The following is a 20,977-nucleotide window of genomic DNA, read 5'->3' as shown; positions in this document are numbered from 1 at the left end:
GAGGATCGCTCCTCGCGGCATAGTTTTACGCAATTAACAGTTGATGATTTGCCAGCAGCGTAGCCAGATCGGTCTGCACGCCGTTCAGCGTGACCAGCGTTGTGGGTGAGAACTGGCCGCCGCTACCGTCCAGGTCAACCTGGATTTCGGTATTGCTGCCGTTTTGCACCACGCGGATGTAATCGGTGATATTCCCCGCACTGCCGTCCAGCGTGGCGACCCCGTTCACATAGCTCGCTGAGCCCGTACCGGTGTAGCCGCTGCCTGAAAGCAGGTCGCGCAGGTCAATACGGTCCGTATCCGCCGTGCCTTCCCAGGTGCCTACCGTAAAGCCGTTCACCACATCACTGCCGTTACCGCCTGTGGCATTGGAGGCGTTGATCAACGTGTAGAGCAGCGTATCGTGACCGCCGCTGCCAATATTGAACGTGTCGTTACCGCCACGGCCTTCGAACTGGTTGTTACCGCTGTTACCGGTAATGACATCGTCAAAGTCCGAGCCGTTAATGCCCTCAATGTTCAGCAGGCGTGAGGTACCAAACCCGGTGTCCTGCGCGGTAGAAAGACGCAGGTCGACGGTCACGCCGGACGTCGCATTGCGGTAGTCCACCACGTCCATACCCCCGGTGTTGCTCCAGGTGTCGTGATCCGAGTGGGTCGTCCAGCCGCCGGAACCGTTATAGGTATACGTGCCGTCCTCGGCGATAAAGGTATCGTTATACCCGGTACCGGTAAGCGTCCCGCTGTGCCCTCCGGTTGCTGCTTCGGCAGTGAGGACGTAGCCCTCTTTACCGTTGCCGGCTTCCAGACCGCTCCAGGTGACGTTATCCGACACGCCATTGGTGATTTTCAGGATCTCGGCCGAGTAAGTTTCATTCGGATCCAGACCGTAGAAACTCACCAGTGCAGAGGTATCGTTCGAACCGATACCGGACTGGGCGTTGATGATCTGCGAGGCCACCAGTACGCCCGCCGCGTTATACAGATTGACCGTATTACCGTAGTAGGCGTTGATACCCTCACTGTCGACAATGTGCAGATGCATCGCCGTGCCGTCGGCAACGGTTTTGCTGTTTTGCACCAGCACCACTTTGCCGTTCTGCTGCGACACCAGCAGATCCTGCGCGCCGTCCCAGTTGTAATCCACGGCGGCCACACCGGTGACGTTCGCCAGTCCGGAAGCCAGCTGACTTGATGTCCAGCTTGAACCGTAACCGTTGTTGGTAAACAGGGTTGCGGTCTGCGATCCGCTGTAGGTACTGAGCTTGATGACGTCCATCTGGCCGTCAGCGTTCCAGTCCACCGCCACCGACAGATACCCTGCTGACGCGTTAGAGGCCTCAACCGCGCTCTTGGTGGTGGAGAGTTTCCCGGTACCGTCGTTGTAGTAGATCACCCCGCCGTTGTTGTTATAGCTGCTGCCCAGGTACAGATCCATGTAGCCATCGCCGTTGAAATCCGCCCACGTCATCGACGCCGCCGTGGTGGTATTCGCCACGTTTGCCACAAACACGTTAGTCAGGTTCTGACCGAGGGATAACGTCCCGTTACCGTTGTTGTTAATCACGGTAAGCGAGTACGCGCCGCTGCGGTTGGTGTGCTGAACCACATCCACGGTGCCGTCGTTATTCAGGTCAACGCCGGAGATTTCACGCATGGTGGTGAATTGTCCCCAGAATCCGGCGCCGCCATAGCTCCCATCCGGCGTGAGTACCCCCTTGTTGTTAATAAGGTAGGTAATGGAGTCCGCACCGGCATCGCCATACGCAAGGTCCAGATACCCGTCACCGGTTTTATCGTAGGCAATGACACCGCCGTACCAGATAGTGGTTCCCATACCCAGTTGGCTGGCGTTGTAAGTGCTGCCATCGTAGGTCCACATCACCTGTGTAGACCCGCCGTAGGTGGTTTCAGTCGCAAAGATGTCCTGCGTGCCGTTACGGTCAAAATCGGCAGCGGTCTGGCTAACGGCAGGGTAGCCACGCGTATTGGTCAGCGCGTTCGCCGCGTAGGTTGAATCATCACTGCTGGAATAGGACTGTCCGTTAGCAATGATATTCCACAGGCCGCTGCTGTTCATGCCGACGGTCATGGTCGAGTTTTCGCTGTTACCCGCCGTGGTGGCCCAACTGGTATTCACCGTGGTGGTGTCAATCACCAGGCTGCCGCTCGCCGTCCCGGTGGTATTGCCGTTACCCGCGCTGCTCTTCACCTGTGCCGTTACGTTATAGCTGGCAACGCTCAGTGCATCGCTGTCCGGGATCTGCAGATACCAGGTGTTGTGATCCGGGTCGACCACCACCGCGCCGCCCGTCTGCGAGGTGTAGGTTTTACCGTTCACATTCACCACCAGGTACTCGCCGTTCACCAGATCCGCGGAGACCGTTCCGCTGACAATCGGCGTGGTATCCGATGTTGTCTGCGCGGTAATTGCCGCCGTGGTGGTCGGGATACTGGTATCGACGTTCAGTACAAACCCGTCCGATTCCGTATAGTTACCGGCTTTATCGGTTACCCGCAGGATATACGTATGATTGCCATCGCTCAGGCCGTTATCCTGGAAGGACCAGCTTGCGCTACCGTTCATCGTGACCTGGCCCAGCAGGATCCCGTCACGATAAAGCTGCACAATCTCACCGTCATCCGGTGCGCGGTTCAGCGTTCCGTTGATCAGCGGCGAGCTGTCATCCGTCGCCATCGCGCTGCCAAAGGAGCCCAGACGCTCACCTTCGTCATCGGTATAGCTCACCACGGTTCCCACGGTGGTTGGCGGCGTGGTATCCACCGTCACCACCTGCGATGAGGTTGAGCCCACGTTGCCCGCCTGGTCGATAATCCGCACCTGATAGGTGTAATCACCGTCAGCCAGATCGCGGGTATCGGTGTAGCTCCAGCGCTGGTTGGTTACCGTTGCATCTGTCCAGGTATTCCCGCCGTCCAGGCTAATCTGCACGCGTTCATCATTGGCCAGCGCGCTGCCAAGCGAGCCGTTGAGCGTAAGCGTGGTGTCCATGGTGATGAAATCAGTGCCGGACTGCCCGGTATCTTCACTGATGCTGTCAATGGTGATGCCGTACTGAGGCGCGTGGGTATCAACCGTGACCGTCTGCGACGTGGTTGCCCCGACGTTACCGGCCAGATCGACCACCCGCACCTGATAGTTGTAGCTACCGTCGGCCAGGGTACGCGTGTCGTTATAGCTCCACTGTGTGCCATTCACCGTCGCGTTAACCCAGGTGGTGCCGCCATCCATACTGACCTGAACATACTCGCCCGCACCGGGTTGCGCCCCCAGCGTCCCGTTCAGGGTGTATGACGTTGAACTGGTCAGGAAGTCGTTGTGGTCGAAGCCGGTATCCACGGTGATGTTATCCACGGTCACCGTAATCGCCGCATCCGGGGCGACCGTATCGACAGTCACCTGCTGATGGGCACTGGATCCCACGTTACCTGCGGCATCCACCACGCGCACATAATAGTCATAGGTGGCATTACCCAGCGTGCGGCCGTCCACGTAGTACCAGCTGTTACCGGTGACAATCACGTTCTGCCAGGTCACGCCACCGTCGATGCTGATTTGCGCATATTCGCCGTCAGCCAGCGTCGCGCCGAGCGAGCCATGCAGCGTTAGCGAGGTATCATGGGTGATAAAGTCGCTGCTGCTCAGGCCAGTGTCATCGCTGATGCTGTCAATGGCGATGGTTTTACTGGCATCGGGTGCCACGGTATCAATGGTGACCACCTGGCTGGTGGTGGCGCTGATATTGCCCGCATCGTCAATCACGCGAAGCTGATAGTTATAATCGCCGTCCGCCAGCGTGCGGGTATCAACCCAGGTCCAGCTCAGTCCGCTGACGCTGACATCCGTCCAGGTTACACCGCCATCGAGGCTGATCTGCGCGTGATCGCCACTCCCCAGCGCCGCACCGAGCGTCCCTTTCAGGCTGATCTGGTTATCGCTGGTGATAAAGTCGCTGCCAGACAAACCGGTATCCTGACTGACGGAATCGACCGTAATGGTCGTCGCCGCAGGCGCGGTGAGATCCACCACCACGTTCTGGCTGTCCGTTGCCCCTACGTTACCCGCGTTATCAATCACGCGGACCTGGTACTGATACGTACCGTCCGTCAGGGTGCGGCCATCGGTGTAGCGCCAGGTGGTGCCCGTGACGGCCAGGTCAATCCAGCTCGCCCCGCCGTCCACGCTGATCTGCGCTTTCTCGTTATTGCCGAGCTGCGCGGTCAATGAACCGTTAACAATAATCTGGCTGTCGTTGGTGATGAAATCACTCGCGCTCAGCCCGGTATCGTTTTGCAGGGCGTCGATACTGATCCCCATTGACGGCGCGGTCAGATCCACGGTCACGGTGTGATCGTCGCTGGCAGTGTTACCGATGGTGTTACTCACCTGGGCATGGATCACATACGATCCTCCATCTGCCAGCGCGGTCACGTCTGCACTGCCTACGGTGTAGTTCCAGCTACCGTCAGCCTGCACGGTTGTGGTGTAGGTTTTGCCGTTCAGGGTGATGGTCACCGTCTGGCCCGCAGGCGCGTCGGTGGTACCACCGACCACCAGAGGGATACCATGTTCAGCGGCGCTGACGATATCGTCCTGCGCAAAGGAGTGGATAGTTATGGTCGGGACATCACCGTTCAGCGTCACGTCGTGCGTCGCGCTGCCCGGGTTACCGGCCTTATCGTTCACCGTCGCCGTTAGGGTGTAATTTCCGTCGCTCAGGCCGAGGAAATCATGCCCCGGCACAAAGACCGACCACGAGCCGTCCGCCCCCACGGTCGCCTGATAGTTGTGATCGTTGAAGGAAACCGTCACCGTCTGGCCCTGCTCCGCCGTGGTGGTGCCGCTGATGGTCTGGCCTGCCAGCTGCTCAGCGTTATTGATAATATCGTCATCCGCCACAGTGCCGATGGTTACGGTTGGCGCCACGGTATCCACCGTCAGGGTGTGAGTGGTCTGTCCGCTGTTACCCGCTTTATCGTTGACTGAAGCGGTCAGCGTCAGCGCCCCTTCATTCAGGGCCGCCAGGTCGGCGGCTGGCACATCCAGCGTCCACGTACCATCGTTCGCCACCGTTGCGCTGTAGGTTTTACCCCCCAGCGTTACGGTAACGGTCTGCCCGGCTTCCGCGCTGGTAGAACCATGCACGGTCAGCGGCTGCTGTGCTTCTGCTGCATTTAACACGTCGTCGCCAGAGAGCGTATTCACACCGATCACCGGCGCGGTGGTATCCACGCTGATGCTGTGCGTTGCCGACGCGCTGTTGCCCGCGCTGTCCTGGGCAGCAACGGAGACAGGATAATGTCCGCCATCGGTCAGTGCGCCCACATCAGCAGCCGGCACGGTAGTCGTCCAGGAGCCGTCGCTCTGAATGGTGGCGGTGTAGCTTTTACCGTTCAGGGTTACCGTGACCTGCGTCCCGCTGGCAAACTGCGCGCTCGAGCCGTTAATCACCAGCGAGGTGCCTGCTTCTGCCGCGTTGATCACGTCGTCGCCGGCAATGGTATTCACGGTCAGCGCCACCGAGGCCGTGTTGACCACCACATCATGGGTCTTCGTGCTGCTGTTGCCCGCACTGTCGGTAATGGTTGCGCTGAGGGTCGCGGTGCCGTCAGCCAGCGAGGAAATGACGCTGGCCGGTACGCCCACACTCCAGTTGCCGCTCGCATCTACCGTTGTCGTGTACTGATGAGACCCGACGGTAATCACCAGCCTGTCGCCGACGTTTGCACCGGTTGCACTACCGCTGACGATCTGCGCCTGCGCATGCTCCACGCTGTTGATCACATCATCAACGGCGACCGCGTTAAAGCTGATAACCGGTGGCGTGGTGTCAAGGGTAATGGCTTTATCCGCGCTGCCTGGGTTACCGGCCGCATCGCTCACGCTAACCTGTACGGTGTAGCCGTTGTCGGCCATCGCGGTCAGGTCGGCCCCGGGCACATTCACACTCCACGTGCCGCCTGCCTGAACCTGCGCAGTGTACTGCTTATTGCCGAGCGTTACGGTGACCGTCTGACCCGCTTCTGCCGTGGTGGTGCCGGTGATGGCCACACCTGCAGACGCTTCGCTGGCGTTGATCACGTTGTCGCCGGCAACCGTATCAATCGTCATGGCAGGCGCGGTCGCATCGACGCTGTATTCGCGCCCTGCTGAGGCGCTGTTGCCGTTCACGTTGGTGACGCTCACCTGTACGCTGGCATCGCCGTCTTTCAGACCGGCCAGGTCAGCAGACGGTACCGTCGCCGTCCAGTTACCGCTGGCATCAACGGTGGCCGTGTAGTGCTTGCCGCCAAAGGTGATGCTGACGGTCTGGTTGGCTTCCACGTTGCTGGTGGTGCCGGAAAGCAGCAGATCTGCCCCTTTCTCCGCCGCGTTAATCACATCGTCAACGGCAATGGTATCAATGCTGATGGCGACGGTCGCCAGATCAACAGTGACGTCATGGCTGATGGTCACCGGATTGCCCGTGGTGCTTTGGCCTGCAACGGTAACGGTTACCGTTCCTGCCGGCAGCGCGCTTACATCCGCCGCCGGAATAGCCGCGTTCCAGGTCCCGTCCGCCAGTACGGACGCCGCATAGGTTTTGCCGTTCACCGTTACCGTAAGCATGGTCCCCGCTGCCAGCCCATCGCTGGAGCCGCTGACAATCAGGTTCTGACCCTGCTCAATGCTGTTGATCACATCGTCGCCTGCCACGGTATCGACACGCAGGCCCGGCAGGCTGGCATCGATGGAGATATCACGCTCGCCGGAACCGGTATTGCCGTGTCCGTTGGTAACCGTTGCGGTGACGGTCAGGTCGCCATTACCCAGCGCGGTCAGCACGGACTGCGGGACGTCTACAGACCAGCTCAGATCGCTCTGTACCGTTGTGGTGTAGGTATTGCCACCGACAGAGACCGTCACGGTATTACCCGCTTCGGCGTTCACCACTTTCCCGCCGATCGTCTGGCCTGCCGCCACTTCCGCTGCATTGATGACGTTGTCACCGGCCACGGTGTTGATGATGACGGTCGGCAGCGCGGTGTCGACCTGCAGGTTCGCCGTATTGCTGACGCTGTTACCCACGGTGTTCGTCGCGGTTGCGCTCAGGGTGTAGTTCGCCTCACCCAGCGCGGCCAGATCCGCTGCCGGTACCGTCAGGCTCCAGCCGCCGTCCGCCGCGGTTGTTGCGGTGTATTGTTTGCCGTTCAGGGTCACGGTGACCAGGGTACCTTCCGCAAGGTTGGCGCTGGTACCGCTGACGCTCAGATCCTGACCTTTCTCCACCGCGTTCAGCACATTGTCGCCGCTCAGGGTACTGAAGCCCACGGAAGGCAGCCCGGTATCGACGGCCACGTTATGGGTGCCGGATCCGGTATTGCCCGCGGCATCGGTGACGCTGACGCTGACCGTCACGGTGCCATCCTGCAGCGCGGAAATCACGTTCGCCGGAACGCCCACGCTCCAGTTGCCCGCGGCGTCCAGCACGGTGGTGTAGGTCTGGCTGCCAAGGGTCACGGTGACTTTATCGCCCGCCGCCGCGCCGGTGGCAGAGCCGCTGACGATCTGCGCCTGCGCATGCTCAGCCACGTTAATCACGTCGTCGCCCGCCACGGTGTTGATGGTCACGACCGGCACCGTCACGTCAACAGCCAGGTTATGATCCACCGAGACCGGGTTACCCGCCTTGTCACTGACGGCGGCCGTCACGGTCACGCTGCCGTCCGTGAGCGCCGCCAGGTCGGCTGCCGGAACGTCCAGCGTCCAGTTGCCGTCTGCCCCCACGGTGGTGGTGTAGTTCTTCCCGTTCAGGCTCACGGTGACCGTCTGGCCCGCTTCGGCGGTGCTGGTACCGGACACCGTCAGGTCAGCTTTCGCTTCGGTCGCATTCAGGATGTCGTCAGCCGCCAGGGTGTTAATCGTTACGGACGGCGCGGTGGTGTCCACGCTGTACTCGCGGCCCGCAGACGCGCTGTTGCCGTTGACGTTGGTGACGCTCACCTGCACGCTGGCATCGCCCTCTTTCAGACCGGTCAGGTCGGCAGACGGTACGGTATAAGTCCAGTTACCGCTGGCATCGACAGTGGTGGTATAGATTTTACCGCCCATGGCGAGGGTGACGGTCTGTCCGGCTTCCACGTTGGTGGTCGCACCTGACAGCACCAGATCGGTCCCTTTTTCCGCCGCGTTAATCACGTCGTCGGTAGCGATGGCGTTAATGCTGATCGCCACGGTCGCCAGATCCACCGTCACGTCGTGGCTGATGGTCATCGGGTTGCCTGTCGGGCTATCGCCGGTAACGGTAATTTTCACGGTGCCTTCCGGCCACGCGCTGACGTCTGCGGCCGGCACGGCTGCGTTCCAGGTCCCGTCCGCCAGTACGGACGCCGCATAGGTTTTGCCGTTCACGGTGACGGTCAGTGCCGTGCCCGCTGCCAGCCCATCGCTGGAGCCGCTGACAATCAGGTTCTGGCCATGCTCGATGCTGTTAATCACATCGTCGCCTGCCACGGTATCGACACGCAGGCCCGGCAGGCTGGCGTCAATGGTGATATCGCGTTCGCCGGAACCGGTATTGCCGTGTCCGTTGGTGACGGTGGCCGTCACGCTCAGTCCGCCGTTACCCAGCGCCGTCAGCACCTCTGAAGGCACGTTGACGGACCAGGTCAGGTCATCCTGCACCGTCGCCGTCCAGCTGTTACCGCCCATCGTAACGGTGACGGTATTGCCCGCTTCGGCGTGGGCAACGGTACCGCTCAGGGTTTGACCGGCAGCCACTTCCGCCGCATTGATCACGTTGTCACCGGCCACGGTGTTGATGATAACGGTCGGCAGCGCGGTATCGACCTGCAGGTTCGCCGTATTGCTGACGCTGTTCCCCACGGTGTTCGTCGCGGTTGCGCTCAGGGTGTAGTTCGCCTCACCCAGCGCGGCCAGATCCGCTGCCGGTACCGTCAGGCTCCAGCCGCCGTCCGCCGCGGTTGTTGCGGTGTACTGTTTACCGTTCAGGGTCACGGTGACCAGGGTGCCTTCCGCAAGGTTGGCGCTGGTACCGCTGACGCTCAGATCCTGACCTTTCTCCACCGCGTTCAGTACGTTGTCACCACTGAGGGTACTGAAGCCCACGGAAGGCAGACCGGTATCGACGGTCACGTTATGGGTGCCTGATCCGGTATTGCCCGCGGCATCGGTGACGCTGACGCTGACCGTCACGGTGCCGTCGCTGAGGCCAGAAATCACGTTCGCCGGAACGCCCACGCTCCAGTTACCCGCGGCGTCCAGCACGGTGGTGTAGGTCTGGCTGCCAAGGGTCACGGTGACTTTATCGCCCGCCGTCGCGCCGGTGGCGGAGCCGCTGACGATCTGCGCCTGCGCATGCTCAGCCACGTTAATCACGTCGTCGCCTGCCACGGTGTTGATGGTCACGACCGGCACCGTCACGTCGACCGTCAGGTTATGATCCACCGAGGCCGGGTTACCCGCCTTGTCACTGACGGCGGCCGTCACGGTCACGCTGCCGTCCGTGAGCGCCGCCAGGTCGGCTGCCGGAACGTCCAGCGCCCAGTTGCCGTCTGCGCCCACGGTAGTGGTGTAGTTCTTCCCGTTCAGGCTCACGGTGACCGTCTGACCCGCTTCGGCGGTGCTGGTACCGGACACCGTCAGGTCAGCTTTCGCTTCGGTCGCATTCAGGATGTCGTCAGCCGCCAGGGTGTTAATCGTTACGGACGGCGCGGTGGTATCCACGCTGTACTCGCGGCCCGCAGACGCGCTGTTGCCGTTGACGTTGGTGACGCTCACCTGCACGCTGGCATCGCCCTCTTTCAGACCGGCCAGGTCGGCAGACGGCACCGTCGCCGTCCATTTGCCGTCAGCATCCACCGACGCCGTATAGGTTTTACCGCCGAAGAGGATGCTGACGGTCTGATTCTCCTCCACGTTGGAGGTGGTGCCAGAGAGCACCAGGTCCGCGCCCTTCTCAGCCGCGTTAATCACATCATCCGTGGCAATGGCGTCAATCCCGATGGCGACCGCCGCAAGGTCCACCGTCACATTGTGGGTAATGGACACCGGCGTACCGGCGCTGTTCTGCCCCTCAACGGTGACAGCTACCGTGCCTGCCGCCAGCGCGCCAATATCGGCCGCCGGAATAGCCGCACTCCAGGTGCCGTCAGCCAGCATGGTGGCCGGATAGGTTTTATTATTTACCGTTACGGACAGAGCGGTCCCTGCCGCCAGTCCTTCGCTGGTGCCGGTCACGATCAGGTTCTGACCATGCTCGATGCTGTTGATCACATCGTCACCCGCCACGGTATCCACGCGCAGGCCCGGCAGGCTGGCGTCGATGGTGATATCGCGCTCGCCGGTGCCGCTGTTGCCCACGCCGTTAGTCACGCTGGCGGTGACGGTCAGTTCGCCGTTACCCAGTGCGGTTAACACGGACTGCGGGACGTTGACGGACCAGGTCAGGTCATCCTGCACCGTGGCGGTCAGGGTGTTACCGCCGAGGGTCACGGTGACGGTGTTGCCCGCTTCGGCATTCACCACGGTACCGCTGAGAGTCTGGCCGGTCGCCAGCTCCGCGGTATTGATAATATCGTCGCCAGCCACGGTGTTGATGGTGACACCCGGCAGGACAGACTCCACGTTCACGGTGTGAGTCACGCTGGTACTGTTGCCAACAGCATCGGTTGCAGACGCCGTGAGGGTGTAGATCGCTTCACCCAGTGCGCCGACCTGATCCGCCGGAACGGTAGCCGTCCACAGCCCGTTATCATCCACCGTTGCGCTGTAGGCTTTGCCGTTCAGCATCACGGTGACGATCGCGCCCGCCGCCAGACCTGACGCGGTGCCGGTGAGGGTGAGATCCTGCGTTTTCTCGGTGCTATTGATGACATCGTCGTCTGAAACGGTGTCAATGGTCAGCACCGGAGCGGTAAGGTTGACGGCCACGTCGTGCGTCGCACTGTTGCTGTTACCCGCTTTATCGGTCAGGGTCGCGGTGATGGTGTGATCCCCGGCGGCCAGAGCAGTGACGTCGGCCGCAGGCACTCCCACGCTCCAGTTGCCCGCGGCATCCAGCGTGGCGGTGTAAGATTTATTATTGATGGTGACGGTGACCACATCACCCGCTGCCGCGCCGGTGACAGACCCGGTGACAATCAACGCCTGCGCGTGCTCAACGCTGTTGATGACGTCGTCATCCGAAACGGTGTGAATGGTCAACTGCGGCACCGTGGTATCCACCAGCACGTCACGATCCACCGAGGCCGGGTTACCCGCTTTGTCGGATACCGCCGCGGTGATGGTGTAGTTTCCGTCGATAATGCCGCTCAGGTCGGTTGACGGTACGCTCAGGCTCCAGCTGCCATCCGCCTGCACGGTGGTGGTGTAATCCTTGCCGTTCAGCGTAACGGTCACGGTCTGACCCGCTTCCGCGTTCGTGATGCCGTTAACCACCAAATCCTGCTGCGCTTCAGACGCATTAATGATGTTGTTGTCGCTGACAATGTCGATAGTGACCGTCGGCGCGGTCGTATCCACGCTGTATTCACGGCCCGCTGACGCGCTGTTGCCGTTCACGTTGGTGACGCTCACCTGCACGCTGGCATCGCCCTCCTTCAGGCTGCCTAAATCAGCAGAAGGCACGGTAGCGGTCCAGTTACCGCTGGCATCCACGGTCGCGGTGTAAGACTTGCCGCCGAAGGTGATATACACGGTCTGGTTAGCTTCGACATGGGTGGTGGTACCCGACAGGACCAGATCAGTGCCTTTTTCCGCCGCGTTGATCACGTCGTCGGTGGCAATCGCGTTGACGCTGATCGCCACCGCGGCCAGATCGACCATGACGTCATGCGCAATCGTCACCGGGTTTCCTGCGGTGCTCTGACCCTCAACGGTTACCGTCACCTTGCCTGCGTTCAGCGCGCTGACGTCGGCGGCCGGGATCGCTGCCGCCCAGGTCCCGTCTGCCAGAACCGTCGCCGCATAGGTTTTACCATTGACGGTCACCGTCAACGCAGAGCCAGTTTTCAGCCCATCACTGGAGCCGCTAATAATCAGGTTTTGACCATGCTCGATGCTGTTAATCACATCGTCGCCCGCCACGGTATCGACCCGCAGACCCGGCAGGTTGGCATCAATGGTGATGTCGCGGCTGCCGGAGCCGGTATTGCCGTGACCGTTAGTGACGCTTGCCGTCACGGTCAAATCGCCGTTGCCAATGGCCTTTAAGACTTCAGGCGGCACATTGACCGACCAGCTCAGATCATCCTCAACGGTGGCGGTCCAGGTGTTGCCCCCCATTGAAATAGTGACAGTGTCACCACTCGCGGCACCGCTGACTTTTCCGCTCAGGGTCTGTCCCGCAGTCACTTCCGCCGCATTGATGACATCATCAATGGCGACAGCGTTAATGGTCACCACCGGTAGCGCACTGTCGACAAGTGCCTGATGGCTGGTGCTCGCGCTGTTGCCTGCGGTATCGGTCACGCTCGCGGTAACGGTGTAGTTCGCTTCGCCCAGCGCCGAGACGTTTGCTGCCGGTACCGTCACGCTCCAGTTGCCGCTGGCGTCAGTCGTGGCAGTGTAGTTAATGCCATTCAGGGTCACGACGATCGTGGTGCCGTCCGGCTGGTTGCTGGTGCCGGAGAGTTGCAGATCTTCGCCTTTCTCGATGGCATTGATCACATCATCGCCCGCAACGGTATTGATAGCGATAACCGGAGCGGTCAGGGAAACCGCAATCTCATGCGTCTGCGTGGTGCTGTTGCCCGCTTTGTCGGTGAGGGTCGCAGACATCGTATGGTCGCCATTGCCCAGCGCGCCCGCGTCAGCCGCCGGAATACCCATACTCCAGTTGCCGGACGCGTCCAGCATTGCGCTGTAATTTTTACCGTTCAGCGTCACGGTGATCACGTCGCCTGCCTGTGCCCCGGTGACTGTGCCAGAAACGATCAGCGCCTGACCGTGTTCAGCAATATTCAGAATGTCATCACCGGCAACGGTGTTGAAGGTGATCTGCGGCACGGTAGTGTCCACCAGCACAGACGCATCCGTGCTGGCCGGGTTACCGGCTTTATCCGACACGGTCGCCGTAACGACGGCAGTGCCGTCGGTGATACCGGCCAGATCGGCTGCCGGCACGTCAAGCGTCCAGCTGCCGTCAGCCTGTACCTGTGCGGTGTATTGATTGCCATTAAAGGTCACCGTGACCGTCTGCCCCGCTTCGGCAGTCGAGGTGCCGCTCAGGGTGAGATCCTGTGCCGCCTCTGCCGCATTGAGCATGTTGTCGTGACTGACCGTATTGATGGTGACCGCCGGCGCAGTGGTATCGACGCTGAATTCGTGTGACGAAGACGCCGGGTTGCCATTCACGTTGCTCACGCTCACCTGAACGCGGGCATCGCCCTCTTTCAGGCCGCTTACATCCGCAGCCGGAACGGTGTAAGCCCAGTTGCCATTCGCATCCACGGTGGTGGTGTAGCTTTTGCCACCAAAGGTGACCGTCACCGTCTGACCGGCTTCGATCCCAGACGTGGTGCCGGAGAGCGCCAGATCGTGTCCCTTCTCTGCCGCATTGAGCACGTTATCAGGGGTCACGCTGTTAACGCTTATCGCGACCGGGGCGAGATCGACATCCACCACGGTCCCGATATTCACCGGGTTGGCGGAAGCATCCTGTGCGCGGGCTGTAATGTTGAGAGGACCGTCCGGCCACTGGCTGACATCCGCCGCAGGCACAGCCGCTTTCCAGGTTCCATCGGCCAGGACCGTGGCGACGTACTCAATGTTGTTAATGGTCACGGTAACGGTGCTGCCCGCGGCCAGATCGGTGCTGGTACCGGAAACAATCAGATTCTGACCGTGCTCGATGATATTGATAACATCGTCGCCCGCCACGGTATCAATACGCAGACCAGGCAACTGGGCGTCGATGGTGAAGTCCAGCGCGGCAGAACCGGTGTTTCCGTGCGCATTCGTCACGCTGGCCGTAACCGTCAGCTCACCGTTACCGAGCGCGGTTAACTGACTCTGGGTTAACGGCAGGCTCCAGGTAAGATCGTCCTGCACCGCAACGGTATACGTCTGGCCGCCCAGGGTAAGGGTGACAATGTCGCCTGCCGCCGCGTTGGCGACTTTCCCCGTCAGGGTCTGGCCTGCCGCCAGTTCCGCCGCGTTGATGATGTTATCGCCCGCCAGCGTGTTGAGCGTGACCACCGGCAGCGAGCTGTCTACCAGCACATCGTGCGTGGCCGACGCGCTGTTACCCACACTGTCCGTGACGCTCGCCGTCACCGTGTAGTGCGCCTCGCCCAGCGCGCTTACTGCGGATGCCGGTACGGTAACACGCCAGTTACCGCTGGCATCCGTAATGGCGGTGTAGTGAATGCCATTCAGGGCCACGGTGATCGGGGTGCCTTCTGGCTGGTTGCTGGTCCCGGAAAGCAGCAGGTTTTCGCCTTTTTCCGTGGCGTTAATCACGTCGTCCGCTGCCAGAGTGTGAATACCTATCTGCGGCGTCACGGTATTAACCACCACCTCCAGGGTGCTGCTGCCGGTGTTGCCAGATTGATCGGTCACAGAGACCGTAATCGTCCAGGTTCCGTCCGCCAGGCCCTGTACCACAGACGCAGGCAGGCCGAGGCTCCAGTTGCCCGCCGCATCCACCACGGTGGTGTAATCGACGTTATTGATGGTCACCGTGACCCAATCACCCGCTGCCGCTCCGGTCACGGAGCCGCTGAGGACCTGCGCCTGGGTATGGGCAAGCTGGTTTATGGTATTGGTATCGGTGACAAAATCGTTAATGGTCACCTGCGGTACGGTGGCATCCACCAGCCCGACGCGATCCGTGCTGCTGCTGTTACCTGCCACATCGCTCACAGTTGCCGTTATCGTGACGGTGCCATCGACCAGTGCGCCGACGTCCGCGGCAGGTATTGTCAGTTGCCAGCTACCGTCATGTTGAACGGTGGTCTGGTAGGTTTTACCGTTCAGCGCGACGGTGACCGTCTGGCCCGCTTCCGCCGTGCTGCTACCGCTTAACACGATATCCTGCTGCGCTTCGGCGGCACTGATGATGTTGTCATCGGTCAGATTATTGATCGTGATGTCCGGAGGCAGCGTATCGACCGTCACCACGCGCGACGCATCGGCGCTGTTGCCGTTAACGTTCGTCACGCTAACGCTCACCTGCGCGCGGCCGTCAATCAACGTTTCCATGGCGCTGGCCGGTACGGTCAGGCTCCAGGAGCCATCCTGCTGTACCTGCGCGGTATAGGTCCGATCGGCGAATTTCACCACCACAGTCTGCCCGGCTTCCACGCCCTGCGTCTGGCCAGAGAGCGTGAGATCGCTGCCTTTTTCCGCCGCGTTCAGCCGGTCATCACCGGAGATGACATCAACAGTCACCACCACGGCGTTCAGGTCGAGTTCGATCGGATGTTCAGCGGCAACGGCATTGCCCCACGCATCTTCTGCACTGACGTGCACCGCGATATGGCCCGGCGTCCAGGACTGGAGGTCGCTCGCCGGGACACCAATCTGCCAGCCACCGGTGGCGTTGACCACGGTGACATAGTCGACGTTATTGATGGTGACGGTGATCTGCGTGCCTGCGGCCAGATGGCTGCTGGAGCCGGTCACGGTAAGATCCTGATGCTGCTCAATGGCATTGATCACGTCATCACCGGAAAGGGTGTTGACGCGCAGACCCGGCAGCGCCGCGTTGATATTGATATCGCGCTCGCCGCTGCCCGTATTGCCGTGGCTGTTGGTGACTGACGCGGTAATGGTCAGGTCGCCGTCGCCGAATGCCCTGAGATCCGCAGACGGGATAGTGAGGTTCCAGGTCAGATCGCTACCCACGGTGGCGCTGTAATGCTTGCCGCCAACGGAAACAGACACCGTATCCCCCGCCGCTGCACCCGTGACACGACCGCTGATCGTTTGATCGGCGGCCACTTCGGCGTTATTCACCCGGTTGTCGCCGGCAAAGGTATTAATGACCACCTGTGGCAACACGGTATCAACCAGCAGTGTGGCCTCCGCTGAGCCGCTGTTGCCCACGCTGTCGGTACCGCTGACGCTGACGGTGTACAGCGTGTTCGCCAGTTGCAGGACGTCGGAAACGGGTACCTGAACTGACCAGCTCCCGTTCTCGACAACGGTTTGATAATTGACGTTGTTCAGCGTCACGGTGATGGCGCTGCCGTCTGGCAGCGTGCTGGTGCCGGTCAGACTCAGCGGCTGCATAGCCTCCTGAGCATTGAGAACGTTATCCTGGCTGATGGCATGAACGGTAAATTCCGGTGGGTTACCGCTCAGCGTAATGCCGTGTGTGGCGCTGCCGGTATTGCCCGCGGCATCGGTAACGGAAACCGTAATGTTGTGGTTGCCTTCTCCCAGCAAGCCCACCACGGACGCAGGCACCCCCACGCTCCAGCTGCCGTCCGCCTGCACCACACCGGTGAAGGTCTGACCGCCAACGGTTACGCTCACGACATCCCCTGCTGCGGCGCCGCTCGCCGTACCGGAAATAATCTGCGCCTGGCCCTGCTCGCTGGTATTGAGGATATTGTCGTCAGCAACGGTGTTAATCGTCACGACCGGGGCGGCGGTATCCACGGTGAAATCGACGGTCGTGGAAGATCCGTTCCCCGCTTTATCGCTGACGTTCACCGTTAGCGTATGGTCGCCATTCGCCAGCGATTGCACCTCGCTGGCGGGCAGCGTAACGGACCACGTGCCGTTGCTCCCCACCGTGGCGGTATGATTTTTCCCGTTGAGCGTTACCGTCACAATCTGGCCGGCTTCCGCATCGGTTTTACCGGTGAGCATCAGCGCCTGGTTGTGCTCAGCCGCGTTGATGACGTTGTCCTGCGCAATCGTATCAATAGAAAGCGCTGGCGCGTTGGTATCCACACCTATCGTCTGGCTGCCGCTCACGGTATTGCCCGCGGCGTCTTTACCGCTGACGTTCACGGTCCAGGTGCCATCACCCAGCGCCTGTGCATCCGCGGCAGGCACGTTCACGCTCCATGCGCCGCCGGCCCCCACTTCCGCCGTGTAGGTTTTACCGTTCAGCGTGACGGTAAGCCCGGTTCCCTGCGCCAGATTTTTGCTTGTGCCGGACAGCGTAAAGCCAGCGGAGTGTTCGCTGGCATTGATCACGTTGTCACCGGCCGTTGTCCCCAGCGTGATGCTGGCGTCAGCGGTAGAGATTGTGACGGTAATGCTGCCCGCCTGCGTCGTTTTGCTCCCGTCGATTTGCACGACAGACCAGGTATGTTCGCCGTCAGCCTGAGTCGGGAGTTTTACGGTCCAGGTACCCTCTTTCCCGACCATGGTGCTGGCAATGGTGCTTCCGCTGCTGTCTTTAACCTGAATGGTCGCGCCCGGCTGCCCGGTACCGCTAAAGGTTGGGGTGTTGTCGTCCGTGATCGCTTTGCCACTCAGCACACCCTGCTTATCACCCGCGTTGTCCGTCAGCAAAAAGGTCGGCGTCGCGCTTTCAACATCTTTGGTGTTGTCGATGACGTTGGTTTTGGTTTCGCCGTCACCCCCGTGCGCCAGCAGTGCGCCAATGGCACCGCCGCCCAACGCAGCGCCTGCAATCCATCCCCATGGCGCGTCATTGAGAACGCTTCCCTGCTCAAGGAAAGGCTCAATGCTGGCAACCGGCGTAGCCTGCGCGGTTAACTCGGTAACAGCAACGCCAGACGCTTCCCCGGCATCGGCAAAAGAAATATGCGTCAGTTCCTGCTGATCGTTGAAGACCAGTTCTGATTGATTATGGGTCTGTGGATCTTCAACAAAATAGTTATTGCAGCGAATAACGCTGCCGTCTTTCATATAAATAAGCAGGTCTTTACCCTGGCGAACATAACGCACAACATCCTGAGCAGAACCCTGAATTTCAATCACACTCGGCGAAGAAATAGAAACCGACAAATTACCCTCTCCGGTTAATTTCGTTTTCTCGGCCGTTTTGCGAATGATGACATCAACAATTTTTACGTTACTCATTTTCCTCTCCTTGCAGGTGTCCGGATTCCTGTGGATATGTCCACCAAATGGATGTAGCTATCCCTGGGAAAAAGCACCCATTATTTTCTTACTTATTTCGCACAAAAAGACGCGTGTTTTTTAACTCAAATCAGGTAATTTTGCGGCAGCGTTTTTCTCTATGCCGATCATTGGCATCAAATTATCAACGGCAGATGCGTAATTAATCGCCGAACTCCAGCCATCATATTCAGCCATTATTTTGGCTGAGGTGGCTTGCCAGACATCCTGTTCAACGCTGAGCAAATCGTTAATGCTCCGCTTGCTCAGGGTATATTCATTTCTGTAAACATCCCGGGCGCGTAACGCGCTTTCCAGCTGCAGCTTCCCCGCCTGCATTCTCCCCTGCGCGCCGGTCCAGTCAGCCTGCGCGACAGAGGCTTTTTGCAGGACATCGAACCGCGCCTGGTCAACCTGAGACGATGCCATGGCCCTTGCCCCTTCGGCCTGGCGAACGCGGGCTGAAACGGCGCCCCCCTGGTATAGCGGTGCGTCAATATTGAGCTGAATCTGGTCATCCCAGTAAGAACGGTTGTCGGACTCGTAGCGGGTGCGGCCTCCTTTCAGGCTTAACGTCGGCCAGTGCTGAGACTTTGCCGTTGCCACGCCATACTGAGCTGAACGCTCCATATTCTGCGCGGCCATGACCGCGGGAATGGACGAGTAATCAATGCGATTAAGCGAGTCTTGCTCAATGGCAAGCTTCGCCGGTACAGGTGAATAGCGCTCGGCCTCCATGCCAGTCAACACCGCAAGCCGTGCGCGGGCGCTGTTTAACGCCGCGTTATACTGCTCGACCGTGGCCTGCATACCGGCAATGCGCGTGCGCGTCTGAAGCTCGTCAGAGGTTGAACTGACGCCTGCGTCGGCGCGGAGTTTGGCCAGTTGTTCAACGTTTTTGAGCGCCTGAACGTTCTCTTTGGCGGCCTGCAACAGGTCGGAATAGCGTTTGACTTCTACGTAGCTGAGCGCCGTTTTTTCCGCCACCGCAGACAAAGTGCTCATCAACTGGTAACGATAGCTATCGCGCTGCGCCGTGGACTGGTCGATGCTGTTGTTGGTCTTGCCAAAATCGTATACCAGCTGCGTCAGACTCAATCCCCAGGCCGCAGAATTGCGCAGCGAGCCGCTGGAATCGGTGGTCTGGCTATGGCCAGTGCTACCGTTTAACGATATTTGTGGCATCCAGCCGCTGCGTGCTTCATCTATTTGTGCCTGACCTATTCCCAGTTGCGCGGCCTGCTGGCTAATCGACGGATCGCGATCGATGGCAAAAAGAATACTCTCTTTTAATGTTGTCGCGGCAATCGGAGCAATCCCCACCTGGCGGCTATTCGCAGAGGCCGTATTAAAGGCTAGCGAAATTAATGCCAGGGCGACTGGAAATCTCAGCAACATATTATTTCGCATGATAGTCATTTTTATCTCCCTGACTCTGAATGACGCTTAAATATTTACCCCTAAAGGGGTATAAATAATTCGACAAATATCTTACCTAGGTCCGAATAAATATTGGACAAACGCTCCCCAACCCCATTTCCATTGGAGATGAGAGCCGACCATATTCTTATGACAATAAGAATTTACTTATTTCTTTAACTGGTTTGCAGCATAACAAAATGCGCTATAGGCAACTACACCCACAATGTTAATGTGGTGTTACAGATAAGAAAAAAGATGGGGTTTCTGGACAAAACCTTAAAAAGGGGCTTTCAAATGAAACAAATAAAGTCTTTGTTATTTAAGTAAAATTTTAGAATCGCCGGATGCACATTTTTGCGTTAATTTCAGCATGCGTCAGACACAAAGATTTTCAAAGAAATGTCAATTTAAGTAACCATAATGCCATATACAACATTAATATCTATTAATATAAAAATACACAGAATTTATTGCTATTTATTAATTTCATTAAAGCATTAATGGTTGCATATTGGTATCACAATGGTTATATACGCCAGTGTGTTTAATAAAACACAACAATAACATTGCTGTTAACATTTGGAATGAATCACTCACACCGTATTAATAACATTTTAATAATAACCAATCTGAACAATACCGGACATTGATACTTACTGGCGATCAACACCCTTCCCTCTGCGGTAAAATGCTGTAATATGCAACTTATTGCGTCATTTTGCGGGATTTACCCATGCACAAAACGGCCAGACAAAAATATGTGCTTGATATCATTAGTGAGCACGGGCAGGCCAGCATTACGGAACTGGCGGACAAACTGCAGGTCTCAGCGGACACCATCCGCCGGGATCTGACCGATCTCGAGAAACAGGGGCTGGCGCAAAAGAACCACGGCGGGGCAATTGCCCTGAATCTGTCGGCCATGAATCGTCAGGGGCGCAATACACTGCTGCCGGAAACCAAACAACGTCTTGGTAAACAGGTGGCGCAGGCTGTTCCGCCAGGTTCGACGCTGTTTCTGGATGCGGGGAGCACGGTAATGGCTGTCGCCTCGTTCCTGAAGGGACCGCTGACAATCATCACCACCTCGCTGGATATCGCGTGGCACTTCAGCGACCGTGACGATATCGAACTGATCCTGCTCGGCGGAAAATGGGATCACAAGCAGCGACTGTTTGCCGGCAGCGCCACCCTCTCCCTGCTGTCACGCTACCGCGCGGATATCGCCATTCTGGGAGCCTGTGCTATCCATGCTGAACTCGGTCTGAGCGCCGGAAAAGAGGCCGATGCCGAGGTCAAACGGGCGATGCTCGCGGCCAGCCGTGAGCGCTGGATTGTCGCCGACCATCTGAAACTAAACCGCTGTGAACCGTATCTGGTCAGCGGATTATCCAACATCCAGCACCTCTTTTTAGATCGTCCCTGGCCTGAGCTTGGGGACCCTGGCGCAATGCACATTACGGTTTGCGCGAAATAACGTGGAGA

3 protein-coding genes are annotated in these 20,977 nt (G+C 59.1%); 1 reads left to right on the top strand and 2 read right to left on the bottom strand.

Annotation, left to right across the window (positions count from 1 at the left end; translation table 11 throughout):
* Positions 1-25: 25 nt before the first annotated feature.
* Positions 26-18,031, bottom strand: coding sequence for an Ig-like domain-containing protein (locus AM379_RS19195; RefSeq protein ID WP_106504093.1), 18,006 nt, complete (start codon positions 18,029-18,031; stop codon positions 26-28).
* A gap of 120 nt (positions 18,032-18,151) precedes the next feature.
* On the bottom strand, positions 18,152-19,489 hold the full coding sequence (locus AM379_RS19190; protein ID WP_106504092.1) for a TolC family outer membrane protein: 1,338 nt from the start codon (positions 19,487-19,489) through the stop codon (positions 18,152-18,154).
* A 736-nt stretch (positions 19,490-20,225) separates the two neighbouring features.
* Between AM379_RS19190 and AM379_RS19185 the strand changes: the two genes are divergently transcribed.
* On the top strand, positions 20,226-20,969 hold the full coding sequence (locus tag AM379_RS19185) for a DeoR/GlpR family DNA-binding transcription regulator (RefSeq protein WP_063215359.1): 744 nt from the start codon (positions 20,226-20,228) through the stop codon (positions 20,967-20,969).
* The last annotated feature ends 8 nt before the right edge of the window (positions 20,970-20,977 follow it).

This window comes from Enterobacter cloacae complex sp. FDA-CDC-AR_0132, assembly GCF_003010695.1.
Classification (GTDB): Bacteria; Pseudomonadota; Gammaproteobacteria; order Enterobacterales; family Enterobacteriaceae; genus Enterobacter; species Enterobacter ludwigii.
Note: the sequence above shows the minus strand (reverse complement) of the source record. Positions and strands in the feature narration are given on the sequence as shown.